This window comes from Arcicella lustrica (genome assembly GCF_034930985.1).
Classification (GTDB): Bacteria; Bacteroidota; Bacteroidia; order Cytophagales; family Spirosomataceae; genus Arcicella; species Arcicella lustrica.
In genome coordinates, this window is record NZ_JAYGIM010000013.1 from 194,313 (window position 1) to 217,592 (window position 23,280).

Annotated in this window: 13 protein-coding genes; 11 read left to right on the forward strand and 2 right to left on the reverse strand. The window is 34.9% G+C overall.

Translation table 11 applies throughout. From position 1 onward, the window contains the following. Positions 1 to 223: 223 nt before the first annotated feature. Together VB798_RS17410 and VB798_RS17415 are read left to right on the forward strand one after the other, a co-directional pair. Positions 224 to 4,390: a T9SS type B sorting domain-containing protein gene (locus tag VB798_RS17410; RefSeq protein WP_323260639.1), complete on the forward strand. Its 4,167-nt coding sequence runs from the start codon at positions 224 to 226 to the stop codon at positions 4,388 to 4,390. A gap of 714 nt (positions 4,391 to 5,104) precedes the next feature. Continuing rightward, a complete protein-coding gene (locus tag VB798_RS17415) occupies positions 5,105 to 7,114 on the forward strand; it encodes a hypothetical protein (protein ID WP_323260641.1) in 2,010 nt (669 codons plus the stop codon). 110 nt (positions 7,115 to 7,224) lie between these two features. Here the strand turns inward: VB798_RS17415 and trpA are convergent, their stop codons facing one another. Continuing rightward, the gene (trpA, locus tag VB798_RS17420) at positions 7,225 to 8,004 is read right to left on the reverse strand and encodes a tryptophan synthase subunit alpha (protein WP_323260643.1); all 780 of its coding nucleotides are present in this window, start codon (positions 8,002 to 8,004) and stop codon (positions 7,225 to 7,227) included. Between the two features lie 114 nt (positions 8,005 to 8,118). After that, entirely contained in the window at positions 8,119 to 9,480 is a 1,362-nt protein-coding gene (locus tag VB798_RS17425) for a UDP-N-acetylmuramate--L-alanine ligase (RefSeq protein WP_323260645.1), read from the reverse strand. 252 nt (positions 9,481 to 9,732) lie between these two features. Here VB798_RS17425 and VB798_RS17430 point away from each other — a divergent pair, with 252 nt between their 5' ends. From VB798_RS17430 to VB798_RS17470, 9 genes are all read left to right on the forward strand, one after another. After that, positions 9,733 to 11,214: a type III PLP-dependent enzyme domain-containing protein gene (locus VB798_RS17430; RefSeq protein WP_323260646.1), complete on the forward strand. Its 1,482-nt coding sequence runs from the start codon at positions 9,733 to 9,735 to the stop codon at positions 11,212 to 11,214. A 306-nt stretch (positions 11,215 to 11,520) separates the two neighbouring features. Then, entirely contained in the window at positions 11,521 to 11,649 is a 129-nt protein-coding gene (locus tag VB798_RS17435; RefSeq protein ID WP_323260648.1) for a hypothetical protein, read from the forward strand. 185 nt (positions 11,650 to 11,834) lie between these two features. After that, positions 11,835 to 12,488 (forward strand): HAD family hydrolase, encoded by a 654-nt coding sequence (locus VB798_RS17440; protein ID WP_323260649.1) that lies wholly within the window; start codon positions 11,835 to 11,837, stop codon positions 12,486 to 12,488. A 24-nt stretch (positions 12,489 to 12,512) separates the two neighbouring features. Continuing rightward, entirely contained in the window at positions 12,513 to 13,451 is a 939-nt protein-coding gene (locus tag VB798_RS17445) for a glycoside hydrolase family 43 protein (RefSeq protein ID WP_323260651.1), read from the forward strand. A gap of 180 nt (positions 13,452 to 13,631) precedes the next feature. Beyond that, positions 13,632 to 14,018 carry a MerC domain-containing protein gene (locus tag VB798_RS17450; protein WP_323260653.1) on the forward strand — a complete coding sequence of 129 codons (387 nt, stop codon included), beginning with the start codon at positions 13,632 to 13,634 and terminating at the stop codon, positions 14,016 to 14,018. Between the two features lie 230 nt (positions 14,019 to 14,248). Further along, positions 14,249 to 15,829, forward strand: coding sequence for a C1 family peptidase (locus VB798_RS17455; RefSeq protein ID WP_323260655.1), 1,581 nt, complete (start codon positions 14,249 to 14,251; stop codon positions 15,827 to 15,829). A 38-nt stretch (positions 15,830 to 15,867) separates the two neighbouring features. Next, the gene (locus tag VB798_RS17460) at positions 15,868 to 19,176 is read left to right on the forward strand and encodes a caspase family protein (RefSeq protein WP_323260657.1); all 3,309 of its coding nucleotides are present in this window, start codon (positions 15,868 to 15,870) and stop codon (positions 19,174 to 19,176) included. Positions 19,177 to 19,806: 630 nt separating this feature from the next. After that, entirely contained in the window at positions 19,807 to 22,380 is a 2,574-nt protein-coding gene (locus VB798_RS17465) for a circularly permuted type 2 ATP-grasp protein (protein ID WP_323260659.1), read from the forward strand. Continuing rightward, positions 22,370 to 23,239, forward strand: a complete 870-nt coding sequence (locus tag VB798_RS17470) for a transglutaminase family protein (protein WP_323260661.1) — start codon at positions 22,370 to 22,372, stop codon at positions 23,237 to 23,239. The genes VB798_RS17465 and VB798_RS17470 overlap by 11 nt, the downstream gene beginning before the upstream one ends. Positions 23,240 to 23,280 lie beyond the last annotated feature (41 nt).

Consider the following 23,280-nt stretch of genomic DNA (forward strand, 5'->3'; position numbering starts at 1 on the left):
AAAATCATTTTTAAAAACTCATGGGCGGAGCAAATGGTTTTGTTTATGTTAATGTAGAAGAGCCTAAATTTAAAGAAGATTTTGTCATTAAAATCAATATTTTTAATAAGTATTTTAACATCCAACCTTTTAGGTATAATAGCTGTCTATATCGGAAGCAAAGAGTATTTTCATTTTTTATAACGAAAGAATGTTTAGAATTAGTAGCATACAACGATTTTTTTTGCTCATCACCTTTGTTTTTTTAACATGGGCTTGGTCAAATACGGCTCATGCTCAATTCAGTGTAGCAAAAACTTGTTTATCAGAATGTTCAGATACGACCGCTGCAACCGTTTTTAAAGATTTGGTTGCTACTCCAGCCACAGCTTGGCGATGGGATTTTGGTGACCCTGCCAGTACCCTAAAAAATACTTCTACTTTAAGGAATCCAGCACACTTATACACTACTCCGGGTACAAAAACCGTAACCCTTGTTCGTACTGAAAATGGTGTGCCTGTTACTTATACCAAAACATTTGAAATTTTTGCGCCACCACAAGCTTTCTTTTTGGGACAAACTCCTTCGCAGCAAGATACCACTATTTGTAATCCCGGTTCTATTGTATTAAATCCTTATCCAAATGGAGGGGCTCAACCACAATATAAATATCGTTGGTTTCCAAAAGGCGATAGTACGCAAACGCTCATTGCGGATACTACAAGCTGTTATTCAGTACAAGTAACAGATTCTATCACGGGCTGTTCTGCTCAAAATAAAATCAATGTTCAGCTTTGTATTCCGCCGCCGCCAAAACCTGCCGAAACCTCTTGGTACTTCGGTAATAATGCTGGTATTAAATTTTCAAATGGCTCGGCTACGGCTGATACTGAAGGAAAATTAAATACGGTAGAAGGGGTTTCATCCATAGCTGACCAAAATGGTAATTTACTTTTTTATACCGACGGACGAAAAGTATATGATAAAGATGGGACGGAAATGCAAGCCGTATTTCCGACTGATACCTTGAAGGGAAGCTCCTTTTCAACACAATCTGCCGTAATTGTGCCACAACCTAGTTGTCAGGGTTGCCAGTCTTATTATTATATTTTTACGACGACAGAAATTAATGGACAAAAAAAACTAACCTATTCAATTGTTGATATTCGAATGAATGAAGGGAAAGGGAAAGTAATTGCCAAAAATTTACCTTTAGATGACGTTTCTTCTACCGAAAATCTAATCTCAACTTTTGTTAAAAAAGACTCAACTTATTGGGTAATTTCTCATGATTATAGTAACAATACTTATAGAATGTATCGTGTTACTAAAAATGGAATTTCTATTTCAAAAACCATTAATATTGGTTCAACGATAGATTCTCCAGAAAAAGCAGAAGGCTATTTAAAGGTTTCGCAAGATGCGACAAAATTAGCCATCGCTATTCCTGGTGGAACAAGAAATCTTGTGGAGTTATATGATTTTGCAGATTCAACAGGTGCAATTACGAATAAAAAAATAATTGATTTAGGACCAGCCCCACCAACCGTTTATGGTGTTGAGTTTTCGCCAGATAGCAAAACGCTCTTTGTGACGATGAAAGCGGATACCATTAAAAAACCAGGTTCATACTCTTCTTTATTGCGTTATGATTTAACGCAAGGAGATTCTGTATCGTTGGCGAAATCTAAAATCACTTTAGATTCTTCTAAAAAAGAATATTATGGTTCTGTACAATTAGGACCAGACGGAAGAATTTATTTAGCCGTACAAGGAAGTGATACGTTGGGTGTGATAAAATTACCGAATGATACCGTTTCTTATACCAATGCCACTAAAGTAAAAATAGATACAGCTTACTATCAAAGAGATGCTTTTAGTTTAAATGGAAAAACCAGTCAATTGGGTTTACCAACGACTACAACGGTAGTAATTACAAGAGGTTCTGGAGTAGGTATTATGGCTTCGGATACTTGTTTTGGTTCTCCCTCTACTTTCCAGACCAATCATCTTTGCGAAGGAGAGACTTTTAAAAATACTCATACTGATTGGCGATTTTATGCTGGACCAGCACCACAACCTAACGCAAAGGGAGAATACGTCCCTGTCGGAACACCCGTTCATTCCGTCAATGGTGGTGATGGAGATGCTGGCTTACAAGTTTCCTATACTTTCCTTGCGCCTGGCAAATACCATGTTTTTGTAAACATGGGCAATAAATGTAAACCTGATTCTTTACTTCCTCCGCAAGAGTTTGAAATATTTGCCATTCCTAATGCAGATTTAGGCAATGATATCAATCTTTGCCAGAATACAACTACGTTAAATTCTGGAAATACACTTGCTGATAGTCATTATTTTTGGTTGATTGACGGTAGCTATTTGCCAAGAGATACGCTGAGAACTTTAACAGCAACAAGGTCAGGGAAATACACAGTGTTTGTAGAAAAAAATGGTTGTATTGCAGAAGATTCTGTGAAGGTAAATCTCTTTTCGGCAAAACCATTTAATCTTCCTGCAGATACAACTATCTGCCAAAATTCTTCTTTTACTTTATCGGCACTCAATGCAGGTAGTAGCCCCACAAGTACCTATTTATGGAATACAGGACAAACCACACCAAGTATCGTAGTAGTTCGTCCGGGAACTTATTCTGTAATCGTTAAAGAAAGTACAACCAATTGTGAAGTAAGGGACCAAGTTGTGGTTAGTGCATTGCCCAAACCAACTTTTGTAGTCAATAAAACGCTGCCAAGTAATTGTAACATCAGAGATGGACAAATTGCTATTCAGAGTTTATCGCCAACAGATAATTACACATTTGTTTGGTATAAAGATGGCGTACTTATCGCTGGACAAAGTAGAAACTCCATTAGAGGTTTGGATGCTGGTAGTTATCGTGTGACCATCCAAAGTAGAGTTGCTTGTGATACTACTTTCAATATTCCTTTATTGGCATTGGGTAATACCAAACCTAATATCGTAGTAAGACCAACAGATACTTATTGTGATGTATTGAACGATGGCTCAATAGCTTTTACAGTGAATGCGAATAGTGGCATTCAGCCAATTACTTTTGATTTAAAGATTAATGGAAATCCAGATGTGACAATTAAAAGTGGTTCAGTTGGTTCAATATTGGTTTCATCAGGAAATTACTTAATAAATGGATTGGGTGCTGGAACATATACTTTGGAACTAGAAGATGCTTCGGGTTGTAAACACATTGAAAGTCCACTGATAATTGCAGTAAGACCAAGAACAGTAACCACTATTTCAAGACCACCAATTGAATGTCTGGGAGAAACAATTGTCCTCCAAGCCGTTAATACTACTGGTTCAATTTTATGGAATACTGGCGCAACAACGCCTAGCATTAATGTAACACAGGCTGGTATTTATTCAGTTACAGTAATTGATTTTACAGGAAAATGTATCAGTAAGGCTAATTCTTTGGTTTCGTTCAAGCCACTTCCAGTGATTAATGTAAATGTTCCAAACGAAATTTGTACTGAAACTCGCCCTGTACAATTTACGGCTAGTCCAGCAACTGGTACTTGGTTTGGTTCAAATATTAGTTCAAATGGGCTTTATACTCCTCCGTCATTGGCACAAAATGATAATGTTCGTTATGAATTAACTGGCGCAAATGGTTGTGTTGGTAAAGTTGCTAGAACGATTAAAATTTCACAATCACCCAAAGTAGATTTAGGTGCGGATAGAGATGTTTGTAGAAATGGCATAGATTTCATCGGTACAAATCTTGAAACTGGTGTTACTTATCGCTGGAATACTGGACAAACAACCAATATTATTTATCCTACTCAACAAGGACGTTTTACTCTAAATGCCAATTTAGGTAATTGTAGAACGACAGATGATATTGTGATTCGTTTATTGCCTTCACCATTTATTCCATTAAAATCTGAAGTACCATTGTGCGTGCCAGATGCGTTGCCAATTAATCTTGATGCTGGTTCTGGTGCTGGACAAAGCTATCGTTGGTTTCCGGGTGGACAAACGAGTCAAATGATTTCAGTATCAAATATTGGAATTTATACGGTAGAAGTAACGAATACTTTAGGCTGTACGAGTCGTGCAAGTACGAACGTCGTGGATAGATGCGAACCAAGTATTTTAGTACCTGATATTTTTACGCCAAATGGCGACTTCCAAAATGATTCGTTTCAAGTATTCACGGCACATATCAGGGATTTTGATTTGAAAATTTATAATCGTTGGGGCGAATTGTTATATACTTCAAAACGCACAGACGAACCTTGGGATGGCAAGTATAAAGGCGTTTTATTGAAGCCAGATTCATTCGTTTGGGAAATTACTTATACGGCTGAATACTTCCCAGAAAGAGGAAAACTCAAAAAACAAGGAGCTGTTACGATAGCTTGGTAAATAAAAAGCGTTGAAAACCATTTGAAGTTTTCAACGCTTTTTTGTTTTTAGATAAACAACTCATGGCATGACTAATGGGATTGTTTTTCAATTGACAAATTACTGTAAGTCATGCCATGAGTAAGGATTTGCCTATTAAGCTCGTCGAGACAGGAGAAACGGCACAACATATATCTAAATGATAATGACTATTCACTAAATGAAATAGACATATATCTAAATGATGATGGCTATTCACGAAATGAAATTGACATATATCTAAATGATAATGACTATTCACTAAATGTAATGGACATATATCTAAATGATGATGGCTATTCACTAAATGAAATAGACGTATATCTAAATGATGGTGGTTATTCACTAAATGTAATGGACATATATCTAATTTGACGATGGTTATTCACTACGCCTTTGCCCGTGTCATCACGGGCAATATTTCGTTGATTTGCATATTATAAACTGGTAAAATACTCGTGGAAGCACGAGCTATGGCACAAAACCTTGTGACATTTTAACCAAATAAAAACAGATTGGATATTTAGAAATAAATACTTAGTTTTAAAAGTGTGAACAAACTAAATAAATTCAGATACATGTAATATAACTGCCCATCAGGCTATTTTTTTTTATAGTTTATGGCGGTTATATATTCGTTGCCTGCAATTTTGCTGACACCATAAATAATTGCAAAATAATAATGACAATATCTTAATGAAAAAAGAATATACACTTGGTTACTTTCTTGAATTAAAGCACATTGAAAGAGCATATAAGCTAATAAAAAAACAAATTGACCAAGACAGTCCACTCTATAATACTTTAGAATTCAAAATTTATAGACAAGAAGGTTTTGGTAACAATTTTGACGCTACTGATTTTTATGAAAGATTAGTTCGCAATGATGTATTTTACTACTTTCAAAATGAACTATTTTTATTTGACTATTTAGGTGTACAATCTGCATATAAAATTAGAAATTATCACTTCCTTTCATTTCAAGCATTGATTATATATTATGCGATTGGGCTTTATCTGCACGAGGTTCTAAACCAATACCAAAGTGATTTTGAACCAATCTTAGCAAAATCAAGAGGGAAGGTTTTTTATGGAGGAAAACTAAATCATAAAGAACCAGATAAATCAACTATTTTCTATTATGAAGACTATCAAGAATTTTTAACTAAAAAAGAGGAGTTTACAAAACCAGAAGATGACAAAGTAAAATATGTAATTACAGTAGATATAAAATCATTCTTCTATACAATAAATCATAGAACATTACTTTCAATTATTAATAACAATGCAACGAAAGTTACAAAGAAAGCAATGCGTTATGACGAGAATACCATCGCAACAATTGAATTTTATTTAAAGTATTTAATGAAAGGCAATCTGGGAATTCCTGTGTCCTCTCAAAACTTGGTTTCAAGTTTTTTAAGTTCTGTATACTTTGCACCATTCGACCAATATTTAATTGACAATTATCTCAATAACCCTAAAATTTCTTATATCCGATATGTTGATGATTTCTATTTAATTTATGAAGTTGATAAAGTAAATGAAAGTACTTCGTCAAGAAATTTAATTTATGATATTGAAAATGACATTTCAGATTTTTTAAGTAATGAATTAAGTTTAGGTGTTAGTAGTGAAAAGGGTGCAAGAACAAAAATTGATGATTTAGATAGCTATTATGATTTTCTAACATTTTCAAGTACAACAAGTCCAAGCGAAATTGAATATGAGCCAGTTCAGATAAAAGATATTGCCCAAGAAAAACAAACAGAAGGCAAATCTGTAAAAGAAATATTTACTGATTGCATAGATATTATTAAGACAGTAAAAAATCAGCTCTCGGGTTTTGATAAACTCACAATTGAAAAAAGAGATGCAAATTTTTTAAACCAAATTTTAATAAATGAAAAGGTTAGAGATTATTGTAAAAGCACTGAAGCTTTGAAATTAATTTCAGATGAAAAACTTTTTTTAGACTACAGTTCACTTGACTTTGTTCTAGTCAAATTAAAAGTATTCTTACATTTAATTTCATTAGAAAAAGCTAGTAGAGATTACTTCCATTCCCTTCTTGTGAAAGAAGGAGAAAACAAAAGAAATCTCAATCAAAAACTAATGCTAATTGAAAGATTTGTTTTACAATTAGAGTTTTTAAGTAACAAAGACCCAAAAGAAAAAACGATATTAAAATCTGATTTACAAAAATATAAAGACGATTACATTAAAATAGTTGAAGACTTTAAAGAAAGACAACCCAAAAACTTGTACGCCAAATTGGTTTTAAAAATGCTTGACAATAATATTTGTTTGACAAATTTTCAGCCAATATATGATAGCAATAGACTAAACCTTGTTGCAAACACTTCACTAATGCAACAAATCAAACAAAGGCATTTAAACGAAAGACTCGACTCTTATAATGTTGCCTTTAACCACTTACTTAATGAGTTTCAAAACTTAGTAGAAGCTGCATATTTTAATGGAGTTAAACAAGACGCTTTGGAAATTAGAAATAAACTAATTGAGAAGAAATTTAAAGTAAAGGAAATATTACTAGTTAGTGACTTTTTTAAACGAAGAAATCAAAATTCAATCTCTCATTCAAATGACCCAGAACTAGGATTTTGGGGAGTTTCAGAGTTAGAGTATAAAGAATATAAAGACAAGATTTTTCCAATAATGACAAAACTCAACACAATAAGATAAAACTGCATGCAACATTAGGGTTTGGCATTATTGAGACTCGGTAAACAAAAAAGCGTTGAAAACTTCAAATGGTTTTCAACGCTTTTTTATTTTCGGGTTGGAAACCCGAATTACTGTCCTTTTACCATTTTTACAAAGGCTTTTGTATCGCCATCTAAATCTGTGGAGGTACTTAGCATTTTGATAAAGGCACTACCAATAATTGCTCCTGCTGAATGGGATGAAGCCTTTTTGAAGGTTTCATTATCTGAAATACCAAAACCAATCAATCTTGGGTTTTTCAAATTCATGGCATTTACTCTTTCAAAATATTCTTCTTGTACATCTGAAATACCAGATTTTGCCCCAGTAGTACTTGCCGACGAAACCATGTAAATAAAACCATGTGATATTTCGTCGATATGTCTGATTCTACTTTCACTCGTTTGTGGCGTAATCAAGAAAATATTCAGAATACCATATTTATCGAAAGTTGCTTTGTATTCTTCTTCATAAACACTTGCAGGCATGTCTGGCAAAATCAAACCATCAATACCTACTTCTTGGCATTTCTGACAGAAAGCTTCTACCCCAAACTGCAAAACAGGATTCAGATAACCCATCAATAAAATGGGTACAGTAATTCCTTGCTCACGAATACCTGCTAATTGTTCAAACAAAAGCTTTACTGTCATACCATTATCCAAAGCTACTTGGTTAGCTTGTTGAATGGTTTCGCCATCCGCCACAGGGTCTGAATAAGGCATTCCGATTTCGACTAAATCTGCTCCACCTTCTTGTAAAGATTTCAAAATCAATGTTGTATCATTGATTTTAGGAAAACCTGCTGTAAAATAAACGTTTAGATTATTATTCTTTTTTTCTGAAAAAAGTGCTGTAATACGGTTCATTGTATGGTTGAACCTCACCCCCCAGCCCCCTCTCCTGTTGAGAGGGGGAGCTTAAACTTGGGAGTATCTCCCCCTCTCAACAGGAGAGGGGGGCGGGGGGTGAGGTTTTATTTTTTATTGTAAAATTCCTTGAGATAATTCTTTAAAGTCAAGTCCATCAAAAGTACCTGACGACATCATTAATAAATTACAGCCACGCCATCGCTCTGCTAATAAAAAGGCTTTGAGTGAATCGCTTTCGGTAAAGACTAATAAATTCGGATTATTGAAATGGCTTTTAATGTCTTCGGGCGTAATGGCTGGCAACTTTTTATGTGCCAAGGTTTTCGGGCTGAAATATACAATAGCAACATCAGCAGCATTCAATTTGTTGGAATATTCTCCTAAGAAATCTTTATTCAAACTACTGAAAGTATGCAATTCTAAACAAGCCACTAATTTACGATTAGGGAATTGTGCTTTTACAGCCTTAGTTGTTGCCTCTACTTTAGAAGGAGCATGAGCAAAGTCTTTATAAATGATTGTTTCATCATTTTCAGCCACTAACTCCAAACGTTTGGCTGCACCTTTGAAAGACGGAATAGCTTGGTAAAATTCATCTTCTTCGATACCGATTTGAGAAAGTACCAATTTCGCACCATTCAGATTCTTTAGATTATGTTCTCCGAATACTTCAATTTCCAATTCCTTTTTATCAGGTAAAATCAAGAATGTTTTACCATTTTTTACTTTATGCGGATGTGCTTTGTATGGAAACTTACGAACGCTCTCGAAGTTCTTCTCTCCTATTTTGTTGACTAATTTATCCGTTTCATCATAAATAAAACTACCTGCCTTTGGCAAAGTATCAGCCAATAATTCAAATTGATGCACGTAATCGTTGAAATCTGGATAAACGTTGATATGGTCCCAAGCAATGCCAGACATCAGTACTACATGCGGGTGATAATGCAAAAATTTAGGCTGGCGGTCGATTGGCGACGACAGGTACTCATCCCCTTCAATCACAATTACAGGAGCATCCGACAAACTTGCCATCGTATCAAAACCTTCAATTCTAGCACCAACCATATAATCAAACTTGCGTTTGTGATACTTCAACACGTGCAAAATCATAGAAGTAATGGTAGTTTTTCCATGACTTCCGGCAATGACAACTCTTTGCTTGTGCAAGCTTTGGCTGTAAATAAATTCGGGATATGAATAGATTTTCACGCCTAATGCTTGGGCTTGGGCTAATTCTGGATTATCCACACGAGCGTGCATTCCTAGAATTACACAATCTAAATCGCTAGTAATTTTCGATGGAAACCAACCGATTTCGGCAGGAAGTAAACCTTTTTCGCCTAACAAAGTTCTTGAAGGCTCATAGATTTCATCATCCGAACCTGTTATTTGATAGCCTTTATTATGTAAATCGATGGCTAAATTGTGCATGGCAGCACCTCCAATAGCAATAAAATGTATTTTTTTCATGAAACCTGTTTACGGAAAGTAATCCCCGTAGAAACTAATTCTAAAAACGGAACGTTAAATATAGAATAAATCCAATTTTTATGCTTGCAAAGGTCATACTTTTATTGCACTTTTGCACGCTTTTTATTGTAGCTTTTCGTTAATAGTAAACAACGAAAACTTATCTTTACTAAATAAAACTTCTGAGATTAAGTTTCACGAAGATATAAGTATTTTTAATCAAAACCCCGCATTTATGCTTTTCGCAGTAGGATGAAAAATTACATTGACCTAATTGACCAAACCATTGAGTTCCCAACCTTGGAATTCAACATAGACCAAGACAATGAACTTTTGTTCAATAATGTTCCACTTATGGACATTATCCAGCAATATGGTACACCCTTGAAAATTACGTACTTACCCAAAGTTGGCGAGCATATCGAGAATGCCAAAAGGATGTTTAAGAACGCCATCAAAAAGTACAACTATAAGGGGAATTATACTTATTGTTATTGTACAAAATCTTCCCATTTTAAGTTTATTGTTGAGGAGGTTCTTAGTCACAATGTGCACCTTGAAACATCTTCTGCTTTCGATATTTCATTAATTCGTGATTTGTACCGAGAAAATAAGATTTCTAAGTCGAATTACATTCTTTGCAACGGCTATAAATTACCCCTTTACACACAGTATATCAGCGAGTTAATCAACGAAGGTTTTAATTGCATTCCAATTTTAGACAACCTAAAAGAAATTGACTTTTATGATAAATTTGTGACGACTGAAACCGTAAATTTAGGTATCAGAATCGCCACAGACGAAGAACCTGACTTTGCTTTTTATACTTCTCGTTTGGGTTTGCGTTACTCTGACGTAATGGATTTGTACAAAAACAAAATCCAAAACAGCGAACGCTATAAATTAAAAATGTTACACTTTTTCATCAATACAGGTATTAAAGATAGTGCCTATTATTGGTCGGAATTGAGCCGTTTTATTTATAAGTATTGCGAACTGAAAAAAGTTTGTCCTGAATTAGACTCTATCGACTTGGGTGGCGGTCTGCCAATCCAAACTTCATTGCAATTCAATTATGATTATCAAGCAATGATTGACGAAATCGTTGAATCAATTTCATGGATTTGCAATAAAAGTAACGTTCCTGTTCCGAATTTGTTTACAGAATTTGGTTCTTATACGGTTGGCGAAAGTGGTGCGGTTTTATACGAAATCATCGACCAAAAATTACAGAACGATAAAGAATTGTGGTACATGATTAATGGTTCTTTCATTACGCAGTTGCCAGATTCGTGGGGAATGAACCAAAAATACATCATGTTGCCAGTGAATAACTGGGGAAGTCCATACCAAAAAGTGAATTTAGGTGGACTTACTTGCGACTCGATGGATTTTTATAATACCGAAGCTCACAGTTCAGATTTGTACTTACCAATTTTTGAAGAAGGACAAGAACGCCAGTTTGTAGGTTTCTTCCACACAGGTGCTTATCAAGAATCTTTAGGTGGTTATGGTGGTATTCAACACTGTTTAATTCCTGCTCCAAAACACGTAATTGTTGACAGATTAGAAAATGGCACAATCACAACTCGCCTTTTTGCCGACGAACAAGGCAAAGAAGGAATGATGACGATTTTGGGCTACGGAGAAAAAGAGGACAAAGAAGAAAAAGTATTTATCCTAAGCCAAGATGAATTGACTTTGGCAGAAAACCTTTCGATGGTAGAACAATGATTTTCTAAGTGAGGAGTTTTGAGTGAGGAATGCGGAGTATTTTGTTAATACTAATTTCGAATTCTAAAGACAAATACTAAATCTTTAACGTGGGAGTTAATTCCCTCGTTATAAATGAAAGAGGATAATCTCTATACATTTCACAGATTAGCTTTTTGTTCAAATCCGAAATCTGATGACCGAAACCAGATAGCCTTACTCGTAAATCTTTGTAAATTAATCAATTGCGAAACAATATTTATTTCTTTTTTTCGTAATTTAACGTAAGAGTAACGCTTTACTACTACTTACATACAAATTTTAATCATGAAAAAAGCTAGCATCATCATTGGTTTTTTGGCAGTTTTGTCTTTAGCATCTTGTGCAAGAAAAAATAATTGCCCAGCTTATGGAAGCACAAGTATTGACAAGCCAACCTATAAAGGTAGAAATTAATACTTTCCGCTAACACATTGAAAAAAGCAACAACAGAGGAAATTCTCCTTCGTTGTTGCTTTTTCATTTTCTGAAAAACATACAAGGTTTTGCGGAACTCAATAAATCGTGTTAAGTTTACACGATTTATATTTTCATTCAATTCTTCTCAAAAAATATTAATCATTTACAGTAAAAAGACAATTATGCAGGCATTTATTTTCGATATGGATGGCACAATGGTGGATAATATGATGGTTCATCACCGTGCTTGGCAATTAAAATTAAAAGAATTAGGACTTGACTTAACCCTTGAAGAAGTAAAAGAACGTTGTCACGGAAAAAATGAGGAAATTATTGAAAGATTATTTCCCAATCGTTTTACTCCAGAAGAACGCTATCGAGTTTCTTTTGAAAAAGAAGAGCAATATAGAGCAGTATTTAAAGATGAACTTCGTTTAATTGATGGACTTCAAGCATTTTTAGACGAAGCAAAAGCAGCTAATATTCCATTAGGAATTGGCAGCGCAGCACCCGCCGAAAATGTAGATTTCGTATTGGATAATTTAGGAATTCGTCATTACTTCTCGTCAGTCGTACATTCTGGTTTAGTCGATAAAGGCAAGCCAGATCCAGAAGTATTTGAAAAAGTGGCAAAAGAATTAGGTGTTTCATTGAACAAAAGCCTCGTTTTTGAAGATTCACCAACAGGTGCTAAAACTTCTGTCAATGCGGGTTGTCAAACAATTATCTTAACAACTACACACGATAAAACTGAATTTGAAGCTTTTTCGAACATTAAATTATTTTTGAGTGATTACCAAAACCTCACGATTGAACAAGTAAAAAATCTTTTTTAACAACCTTTAGCATTATTACCTAATATGAAAAAAAGTATCTTTTGTTTAGTACTCCTTTTTACAATAGTTTATTCTAAAACACAGGCTCAAGATAAAGTTTTGTTGTTTTCTTACTTCGTTGATAACGGACAAGACGGTTTACATTTCGCTTCAAGTACAGATGGTTTAACTTGGAATATAGTAAAAAATGGAAAATCGTTCTTAAAACCCGCTGTTGGTAAAGATAAATTAATGCGTGACCCATGTATTATTCAAGGAGCTGATGGCGAATTTAAAATGGTTTGGACAAGTGGTTGGAATGATAGAATTATTGGTTATGCGTCGTCTAAAGACCTAATCAATTGGTCGGAACAGCAAGCCATTCCTGTAATGGAACATGAACCCACTGCCAAAAACTCTTGGGCTCCAGAAGTATTCTATGATAAAAAGACAAAAAACTACCTGATTTTTTGGGCTACAACCATTCCTGGAAGACACTCAGCAATTGGCGAAACAGAGCGTGAAAAAGGCTTGAATCACCGAATTTATTATGTGAAAACTCGTGATTTTAAGACTTTCAGTGAAACTAAAATGTTCTTCAATCCTACTTTCAGTGCGATTGATGCTACGATTTTAAAAGATGGAAAATGGTTTTATATGTTTGTGAAAAATGAAAACCCAAAACCAGCAGAAAAAAATATTAGAATTACTCGTTCTAAAAAAGCAGAAGGGCCATATCCAACTGAAGTATCTGCTCCAATCACTGGAAAATATTGGGCTGAAGGACCAACAAGTGTAAAAATTGGAGAATATACTTATGTGTATTTCGATAAATATACAGAGCATAAGTATGGTGCTATTCGTTCTAAAGACTACAAAACTTGGGAAGATGTTTCAGATAAAGCTGTTTTTCCGAAAGGACTTCGTCACGGAACTGTATTTGAAGTATCAAAAGATGTTTATGATAAATTGATAGCGGAATAAAATTGTACTAAGGCTTTCTAAGTCGTACAGAAAATTATATAACGGTAACTCTTTCGGGTTACCGTTTTGCTTTTACGAAAAGTAAGAGATTAATTTGAATGATTCTCCCTAAAAAATAAAAACAAAACTTTTATTTGCAATGACGTTGCATTGTATTATTTTTGCAACATGATTACAACAATGGAACATACACATCGTCATACGTTAAAAATAGAGAAGGTTGGTTTTTACCTTTCTATTCTTTGTGCGATACATTGCATAGCTACTCCAGTATTAATTACGCTTATTCCATTTTTGGGTGGAAGCTTAATTGCTGACCATTCTTGGGAATTATGGTTTATTGGTGGAAGTATTTTGTTAGCAGGAATCATTTTGTGGATAGACTATAGAAAGCACGTCAATGCGATTCCCCTTTTACTCTTGAATGGAAGTTTACTTATTAAACTTATCGAAGTACTTTGGTTAGGAGAAAGTTTTGAATTTATCACTGGTAGCTTAGGTGCTTTATTAATTGCTTCAGCATATTATATCAATTGGAAAGCAAAAGTAAAATCTTGCAATTGCTAAGATTTATAAAAATACTCATACATAAAAATCCCTTTCAGTTGCTGGAAGGGATTTTTTGTTTGTAAATCATCTCTTTATTAAAAGTAAATAGCCTTTAAAACACCTTTAAAGGCTATTTATGTCTAAACTTATAAGTCTGGACTCATTCCATTTGCCTACTCTTCTCACTTTCCCCATCTTTAACTTGGCATTTAATCGCCTTCTATTTTTAAAACAAATCATTCCATTTCATGAAAAAGAGATACTTCTTCATCGTATTCTTAGCATTCTGCTCATCAACAATCAATCACGCCTTTTCGCAAAAAAAAGGTACTGGTGCTAATTTCGACCTTTCTACGATTGCCGCTACTCCGCAAAAAGTAGAACTTTCTTTACGCAGTTTTAGAGGAATGCCAACGGCTCATTCGCTGGAAAAATATTGTCCCACACCTGGCGACCAAGGTAATCATGGTACTTGTGTGGCATTTGCTAATGGTTATGGCATTGCTACTATTTTATATGCCAAAGCTCATAACCTTACCGATAAAGCACTGATTAATAAATATGCCTTCTCTCCTACTTTCTTGTATGAACAAATCAAGAAAGCAGATGATGCTGACTGCCAAAATGGAGCAGATCCAATCACTGCTATTCTTACGATGATTGAAAAAGGCGAAGCATTGATGAAGAATGTTCCCTACAAATGTGGTTTGCCTATCACGCCAGAAGTATCTAAAGAAGCCATTAAATATCGCATTGCCGATGCTGCGATTCTCTATGCTGCTGGTATTAAAGAGTATGACAAACCCGAACAAGCCAGAATTGATTTAACCAAAAAAGCACTCTTGGAAGGTTCGCCTGTTTCTACTGGTTTTAATTTGCCTGAAACCTTTTTCAAGATAAAGTCTGATGTTTGGGAGCCTTCTCCCAACGAAGCTTTGAATGATTGGAAACATAATGGACACGCCATGGCAATTGTGGGTTACGACGATAACAAAGCTGGCGGAGCATTCAGAGTACTCAATAGCTGGGGAACCGACTGGGCAGACTATGGTTATGTCTGGATAAAATATCAAGATTATGCAAAATGGTGTGTAATGGCAATTCAGGTTTTTGGAGGAACTGATACGCCAGTACCTGTTGAAGTGCAACCTACACCACCAAAACCCCAACCAAATCCTGACCCAAAACCACAGCCTAAGCCCGAACAGACTTTTAGTTTAAGTGGCAATATTGAGTTCAAACTTAATACTGGCGAAAATATGGCTGTTGGAAAAACTTCTACCAGAAACTTAACCGTTGAAGAAGAATTTCAAGGTCCAAAAGAAGATTTAGTAGCTTACTCAATGGCAAATGCCTACACAAGTGGAACGGCTTTTCGCTTTTATATGAATGTAGATGCCGAAGCTTATGTATATGCTTTTGCCACAGATTTAACTGGACAAGTAAATAGAATTTTACCTTTTAATGATAATACTTCAACCCATGTTGGAGCGAATAGTATCATCGCTTTTCCTTCGGATACTAAAGTTATAAAGTTAGATAACCAAAAAGGTACTGATTATCTCTTGATTTTATACGCTGCCGAAAAACTAGATGCTAAAGCCATCGCCGAAAAAATGAATGGAATGACGGGTGCTTTAAGTACCAAAATCAAAGCTGTGTTAGGAAATAAATTGATTGACAAAGCTAAAATTACTTATGATTCAAGCCGTGTTGCTTTTAGTACAAAAGGACATTCAACCAGAAATTTAACAGTTGCGGATGATGCCCCCGCTACGCCAACTACTGGCAGTGTTGTACCATTAATGGTTGAAATAAAACATAATTAAAATAGCTGATTTCTATAAATTTTTATAATCAAAACATCATGAAAAAGTTCTTAATCTTTTTACTCTTATTCCCATTCATATTTTTCGCTCAAAAACCACAATTAGTCATCAAATCGGGTTTACAAAGTGAGCTTATTATGGCTTCTATTTCGCCAGATAATAAAATTGGTTTAACGGTTGAGGTCAACGAAACACTCATTCTTTGGGAACTAAGTACAGGCAAACAACTACAAAGTTTTTCGAATATTATGGCGGCTGATTTTAGATTAGACAACAAAACGATTGATGTTGTAACGAATCAATATAAATTTCAAACGATAGACTATGCAGGAAAAGTAATTAGCCAAAGCCCGATTAATAATACAGGAAACGATAAAAACAATCGTTTCAATTGGTCGTATTATCGAAAATCAGCTTTGTTATTAAATAATGCCAGTATTTATACTCGTGAAAATGGGTACAGAGGAACGATTAGAATCAATAAATTTGGAATTGAGCAAGACTATTCGGAAGAACGAAATATTATTTCAATTCCTAAAGGGAACGATGTAACATTGTGTAAAGTACCAAGTGGAGAAATCATCAAAGTTCTCAATTTCAATTTGGCTAAAAGCGATTATGCAAGTGCTCCAATTCTTGATATTAAATTCACCAGATTTTCTCCAGATGGACGCTACTTGATGGCAGGAAACAACAATTCATTAGAAGTATTGGATATTAATACTGGTCAAAGTATTTATTCATATACTCATCCCAATGATTACAAAACTAAATTGTTAAACCTTGCTGGTTTTTCTCCTGATAGTAAAAAAATCTTTGTCCATACTACAAATGAAATAATTTTAATCAACCTTGAAACCAAGAAAGATATTTGGCGAATTAAACAAGGTGGTTTTTATATCAGTGAATACGGTAGCCGAAAAGGAGTAATCCGTTTTTCTGATGATGGAAAAAAGATATTATTCGGAACATTAAAAAACCTAAGCCTCCTCAATGCTGAAAATGGACAAACCATCACTAAGCTATTTGGCGTAACCAATGAAGAAGTATTCTATCATCATTTTTCTGAATCTTCAAATCAATTATTAATCGAATTAGATAAAAAAGCCGTCAACTGGGACTTATCTTCTGGCGCAATGCGTAAAGTAATTCTGACAACTCAACCAGCATTCGACTATCACTTACAACTTAATCAAAAAGGGAATAAACTATATGACTTTTGGACTGAAATAGATTTGGCAAACAATGCTCATAAAGATTTTCCTTATGAAGGTTCAATTAGTAATGTCAATCGTACTCCATCATTCATGGGTCTGTCATTCGATGATAAATATCTTTTCCATATTGGTTATTACTTAGACCCTAATGTTGAAGATAAATACAGCATCAATCAAGATAAATTGGTGGTGGCTGACGTCACAACGAAGAAAATCATTTGGAGGAAAAAAGCGATTGATAAAGCTGCTTTTGCCCATACTTCAAAACAAATAGCCACGATTAATACGTATGGAGGTTTTACAAGTATTGACTTATTAGACGGTGCTACGGGAAACCTAGTCAAGAAAATTACTTTACCCAAAAAATATGTAGGTGGCGGAAGATTGACATTCTCATTAAATGATAAATACCTTACTTGCCAGTCGGGTAATGGACAAATAATCGTTGAAGTCAGCACAGGAAAAACAATAGAAATCCCAGAGCTTTTACCCAATGGCAAAAAAACCTTTTACTCAGCCACTTTTACGGCGGATGAAAATTATTTGATTGCTAGTAACTATGATGGAGAGTTACATTTTTACAATATTCAACAACAAAGATGGGATTCTTCCAAAACAATAAAAGCCTATAACGACCCCGTAGCAGGCGTAACAGTTAGTAAAAACAACCGTTATTTATTTACAAATGCCAGAGAAAACAACGTAAAACTTTGGGATTTACAAACAGGTGAATTATTAGCTACTTTATATCCAAATCCATCCACAAGCGATTGGGCGGTTGTCACGCCAAATGGTCAATTCGATGCTTCAGCGAATGCTCAAAAAGACCTTTATTTCGTAAAAGGCATTAATACTTTCCCTTTAGAAATACTCTACGAAAAATATTATACTCCCAAATTATTGGCTCGTCTCTTAGCTGGAGAACGTTTTCCTAGCATAGATGCAGATTTTGATGATTTGCACAAAGCGCCCATTTGTAAGATCTCGTATGAACAAAAAACAAGAAACCTAACCGTGGAAGATGATACAAAACCAAGCTATGAAAATACAACGGGACTCGCAGAAATAACAGTAAATGCTACTGCCGAAAATGATAAAATTGATGAAATCAGGTTATTTCATAACGGAAAAATTGTGAATTTGGCCACTCGTGGCTTGTTCGTAACCGATAATACTACTGGAACAGATACCAAGAAATACACCATCAATTTATTGGCAGGACAGAATATTTTCAGAGCCATCGCCCTGAATAGCCAAAGAACAGAAAGTCAGCCCGATGAAATTATTGTCCATTATAAAGCTGGAAACCAACCGAATAACAAACCAAATATTGCTAAAGATGGTGGCATTATCGACCCCGTTGATAAAAATGCAACCCTCCACTTGGTGGTAGTTGGTATCAATAAATATCAGAATGAGAAATTATCACTCAACTACGCCCTAGCAGATGCTACTGCCTTTAAAGATGAAATCGAAAAAGATGCAAAAACGGTTATCTCTAACGTAAAAACATATTTCGTTACCGATACTAAAGCCGATAAAAATGGAATTGTAAATGCTTTGACAGAAGTACAAAAAATGGCTAAAGCACAAGATGTCTTTGTATTTTATTATGCTGGACACGGGGTAATTTCTGATAAAAACAAAGAATTTTACTTAGTGCCAACCGATGTTGCAGACCTGAAAAATGTAGATGAAATACTTTTACAAAAGGGAATTCCTTCGAAGCAATTACAAGCTTATGCCGTTAATATACAGGCACAAAAACAAGTATTTATTTTGGATGCCTGTCAAAGTGCAGGAGCATTTGAACAATTAATGACGTCAGATGCGAAACAACAAAAAAGTTTAGCCGTGGTAGCAAGAAGTACAGGAACACATTGGATGGCAGCATCGGGTTCTAAGCAATTCGCCAATGAATTTGCTACACTCGGACACGGTGCTTTTACTTATGTGTTGCTTCAAGCACTGAAAGGACAGGCAGCCAATAATAAAATGATTACAGTAAACGGGCTCAAAAACTTTATTCAAGTACAAGTACCCGAACTCATGAAAAAATACAGCGGAACGCCACAATATCCAGCAAGCTATGGTTTTGGGAATGATTTCCCTGTGGAAATGATGAAGTAAAAGCAATATTTGATTAGAGTAAGTATTTAATTAAAGCTATAAGGCTTTGGGGTTAAAACTCTTATTATTCTCAATTATGCAAATCCTTATAGGTTTTCAAAGAATCAAAAACCTATCTCTGAGACCCATCAACCTATCAAAAAGATGGAAAATTCTATCTTTTTGATAGGTTGATGGGTCTTTTTTGCGGGATTTTGCGGCAAAAAGTATCAAAATCCTATCTTTTTTGCGGGAAATTGCGTGATTTAGATGAAATTGATAGACTCAAAGTATCAAAAAGCTTTCTTTTAGAGCAATTGTACGCTTAAAAACCGAAGAAAACCGCAAATGGTATATTTGCTAATTAGATTTTAGTTCATTTTCAATTTCTTCTTTTGCCGTTGTTTGTGTCTTCACAAACAATTAAACGGCTTGTTTTTCTCTAATATATTTGCGTTAATTCATAAACTTTTTTGTTCGTGGAGACACGAACTACGGCAGAAGACACAAACATCCGCAGAGATTATTTGAGTAACATTCATATAACTACGCCACCTCCTAATCGAAATTTATAGCCAACAGTATAAGGTTTAGCGACAAAAACCTTAATTTTAATAAATTTTAAAATACTTCATTTACAATCAATGAGCGATGATTACAGATATATCTCCTAATTTACTTCAGTCCTATCAAAAGGAAATCAATTCTTATGATGAAATCTTGGGAGCAAACGGTCAAGTAAAACCTCATTGGAAAGCCCTTTTTGATACTTTAGAAAAAATTGGCATGAAGGAACTCCATTCTCGCAATGTTGAAATCATCAATAAGCTTCGTGAAAATGGGGTTACTTATAATGTTTATGAAAATTCAGGAAGTTTAAATCGCCCTTGGCAATTAGACCCTATCCCTTTTCTGATTGAACAACAAGAATGGAATAATATTGCTAAAGGACTTAAACAAAGGGCTTTAGTATTAGATTTAATGCTCAGAGATATTTATGGACCTCAGCGTTTAATCAAAGAAAATATCCTTCCGCCCGAATTAGTCTATGGCAATACGGGCTTTTTCAGGGTTTGTAATGATGTAAAACTTCCTTCGGAAAATCAATTAACACTGTATGCTGCCGACATCGCTCGTGGTCCCGACGGCAGAATGTGGGTACTTGACAATAGAACACAAGCACCTTCTGGGATGGGCTATGCCCTTGAAAACAGAAGTGTGATGAGTAAAATCTTGCCCGAACTTACCAATGGTATGTTTGTAAGCAGGCTTTCTCCTTTCTTTAATAATTTTCAACAAACGGTTTCTGCTTTAGCCTCCAAAGCCAAAGACCATCCCAATATTGTTTATTTAACACCAGGTTCAAATAATGAAACTTATTTTGAACATGCCTATTTAGCAACTTATTTGGGTTACACTTTAGTACAAGGTGATGATTTATTGGTACGTGATGGCTTCGTTTGGTTGAAATCAATAGATGGTTTAGAAAAAGTAGATGTCATTATCCGAAGAATTGATGATGACTGGTGCGACCCACTAGAACTTCGTCAGGATTCTCGTTTAGGAATTCCGGGCTTATTGCATGCTATTCGTTTAGGTAATGTTTCCGTGATTAATCCTCCTGGTTCAAGCGTACTTGAAAACAATGGTTTATTACCATTTATGAATGCAGCTTGTCGTTTCTTTTTAGGCGAAACCCTAATTATGCCATCGGTAGCTACTTGGTGGTGTGGACAAGCCAAAGAGATGAATCATGTTTTGGCGAATCTTCCAAAACTGATAATCAAAAGTACCAATCGTAAACAAAAGTTGAGGTCTGTTTATGGTAAATCTTTATCAAATCAAGAATTAGATGAGCTTCGAAAAGATATTCTCAGAAACCCATCTGAATTTGTTGCTCAAGAAGAAGTAAGCCTTTCTACCACACCTGCTTTGGTGAATGGTAAAATTGAACCTCGCTTTGCTGCTTTGCGTGCTTACTTGGTTTCAGACGGAAAGAATTATCAAGTAATGGAAGGAGGACTTACCCGAAGTTCAGCTGTGAGAGATCGCTTTGAGATTTCGCATCAATATGGTGGTTTTTCAAAAGATACTTGGATTGTTTCTGATAAAGTATTGGATACTCCACAGAAAATTGTAGTTCAGCAAACGGCTTCAGTAATCCACCACACTTCGCTACCAAGTAGAAGTGCCGAAAATCTCTTTTGGGTTGGTCGTTATTGCGAAAGAACTATGGCAACGACCAAGTTTTTGAAAATTACGATTAATGCTTTACAAGAAAACGTAAACTTTGGAGGTTCGGTAAAGTCTGAGCATATCCATGTTTTATTAAAATCGCTTACGCATCTTACGCTTACTTATCCGGGTTTTATTGATGAAGAAAATTCAGTGCTTCTGAAAAACCCTTATCAGGAAATTCACGATTTAGTTTTTAATTCTAAAAGAGGCGGTACTGTTGCTTGTAGTGTAGAATCCTTTTTAAGAGGCGTAATTACTGTAAGCGATAAATGGAGCCATGATACTTGGCGGATTATTAACCTGATAGAAAATAGCTTAAAGAAAATTAAAAGTTCTGACCCAGAAGTAAACAACCCGAATGTCATCCAGAAAGTATTGGATAAACTGCACACTCGTTTATTTACTTTTTATGGAATTATTTCGGAATCAATGCCGAGAGATAAAGGTTTCTATTTGTTTGAATCAGGGAAATGGATAGAAAGAATTCTTTCAAGAATTAGCATTATTCGCTCTACTTTTAGTTTCAAAAATGATTTGAATGTTGAAAACGATTTAATTGAAGCCGTATTAATTAATCATCATTTATTGGTTCATTATCGTTTATTATATAAATCGCACTTAAGTTTGGAAGCGATGTTAGATATGGTATTGCTTGAAGAAAATTTACCTTATTCTTTAAGTTATCAATTAGATGCCTTGGCTGAATGTCTTTCAAAATTACCAAAAACGTCACAAGATGAAAGATTAACCAAAGCAGAGAAAGCGGTTTTAGAAGCATCGACGAAAATCAAATTAACGGATATTTCAACCTTGAGTACTTATGACACTGAAACTTTATACCGAGAAAATTTAGATAGCTTATTAGCCAATATTTTTGATTTAATTTCATCGGTAACAGTAAGTTTAACAGATTTGTACTTTACGCATACCGTCATACAGCACTCATTAATGGAAAATCCAGAAAATAGTGATACCAATGAAATATAACCTCACACACCAAACAACATATAAATACCTTGACCCTGTCAATAGCTATCATAGCTTGGTATGCCTGAAACCACAGACGATACCCTCACAGCTATGTCATAGTTTTTCGCTTAAAATTAGTCCCAAACCTGCTGAAATTGTAGAAAGGACTGATTTTTTCGGGAATAATATTCATTACTTTTCTATACAGTCAGCCCATCAAGAATTGATTGTAAAAACAGAAAGTAAAGTAGAAACTTTTACTAAAATAATTAATACAGAAGCTTCTGTTTCTTGTAAAGAAGCCAGAGAAAAAGTAAAGAATACAAGTAGCTTAAAAATAGAACTTTTACAATATTTACTTCCTAGTCCATTCATTTATTGGGATGAAGAAATTCAGGCTTTTGCACAAGATTGCTTTCCAGACGAACGCTCTTTATATGAAAGTGTAAAAGCACTTTGTCATAAAATTTTCACTCAGTTTTCTTTCGTTTCTAATTTTACCAATATCAATACGCCTATCAAAACTGTATTGAAAGAACGAAAAGGAGTTTGTCAGGATTTTTCGCATTTAGCCATTGCTTGCTTGCGAAGTTTAGGTTTTGCGGCTCGTTATGTAAGCGGTTATTTAGAAACGCTTCCTCCTCCCGGAAAGAAAAAACTGCAAGGTTCAGACGCATCTCATGCTTGGATTTCAGTATTTATACCCAACATTGGCTGGTGCGAATTTGACCCGACCAATGATTTAGTTCCTCAAGAAAGGCATATCATTACGGCTTATGGACGAGATTATAGCGATGTTCCTCCACTAAAAGGAATCATTTTTAGTTCGGGAAAACATACTTTATCGGTTTCGGTAGATGTAATTCCATTGCTTTAGCAACAATGACTATTGGTATTAAATTGTTAATTCCTCACTTA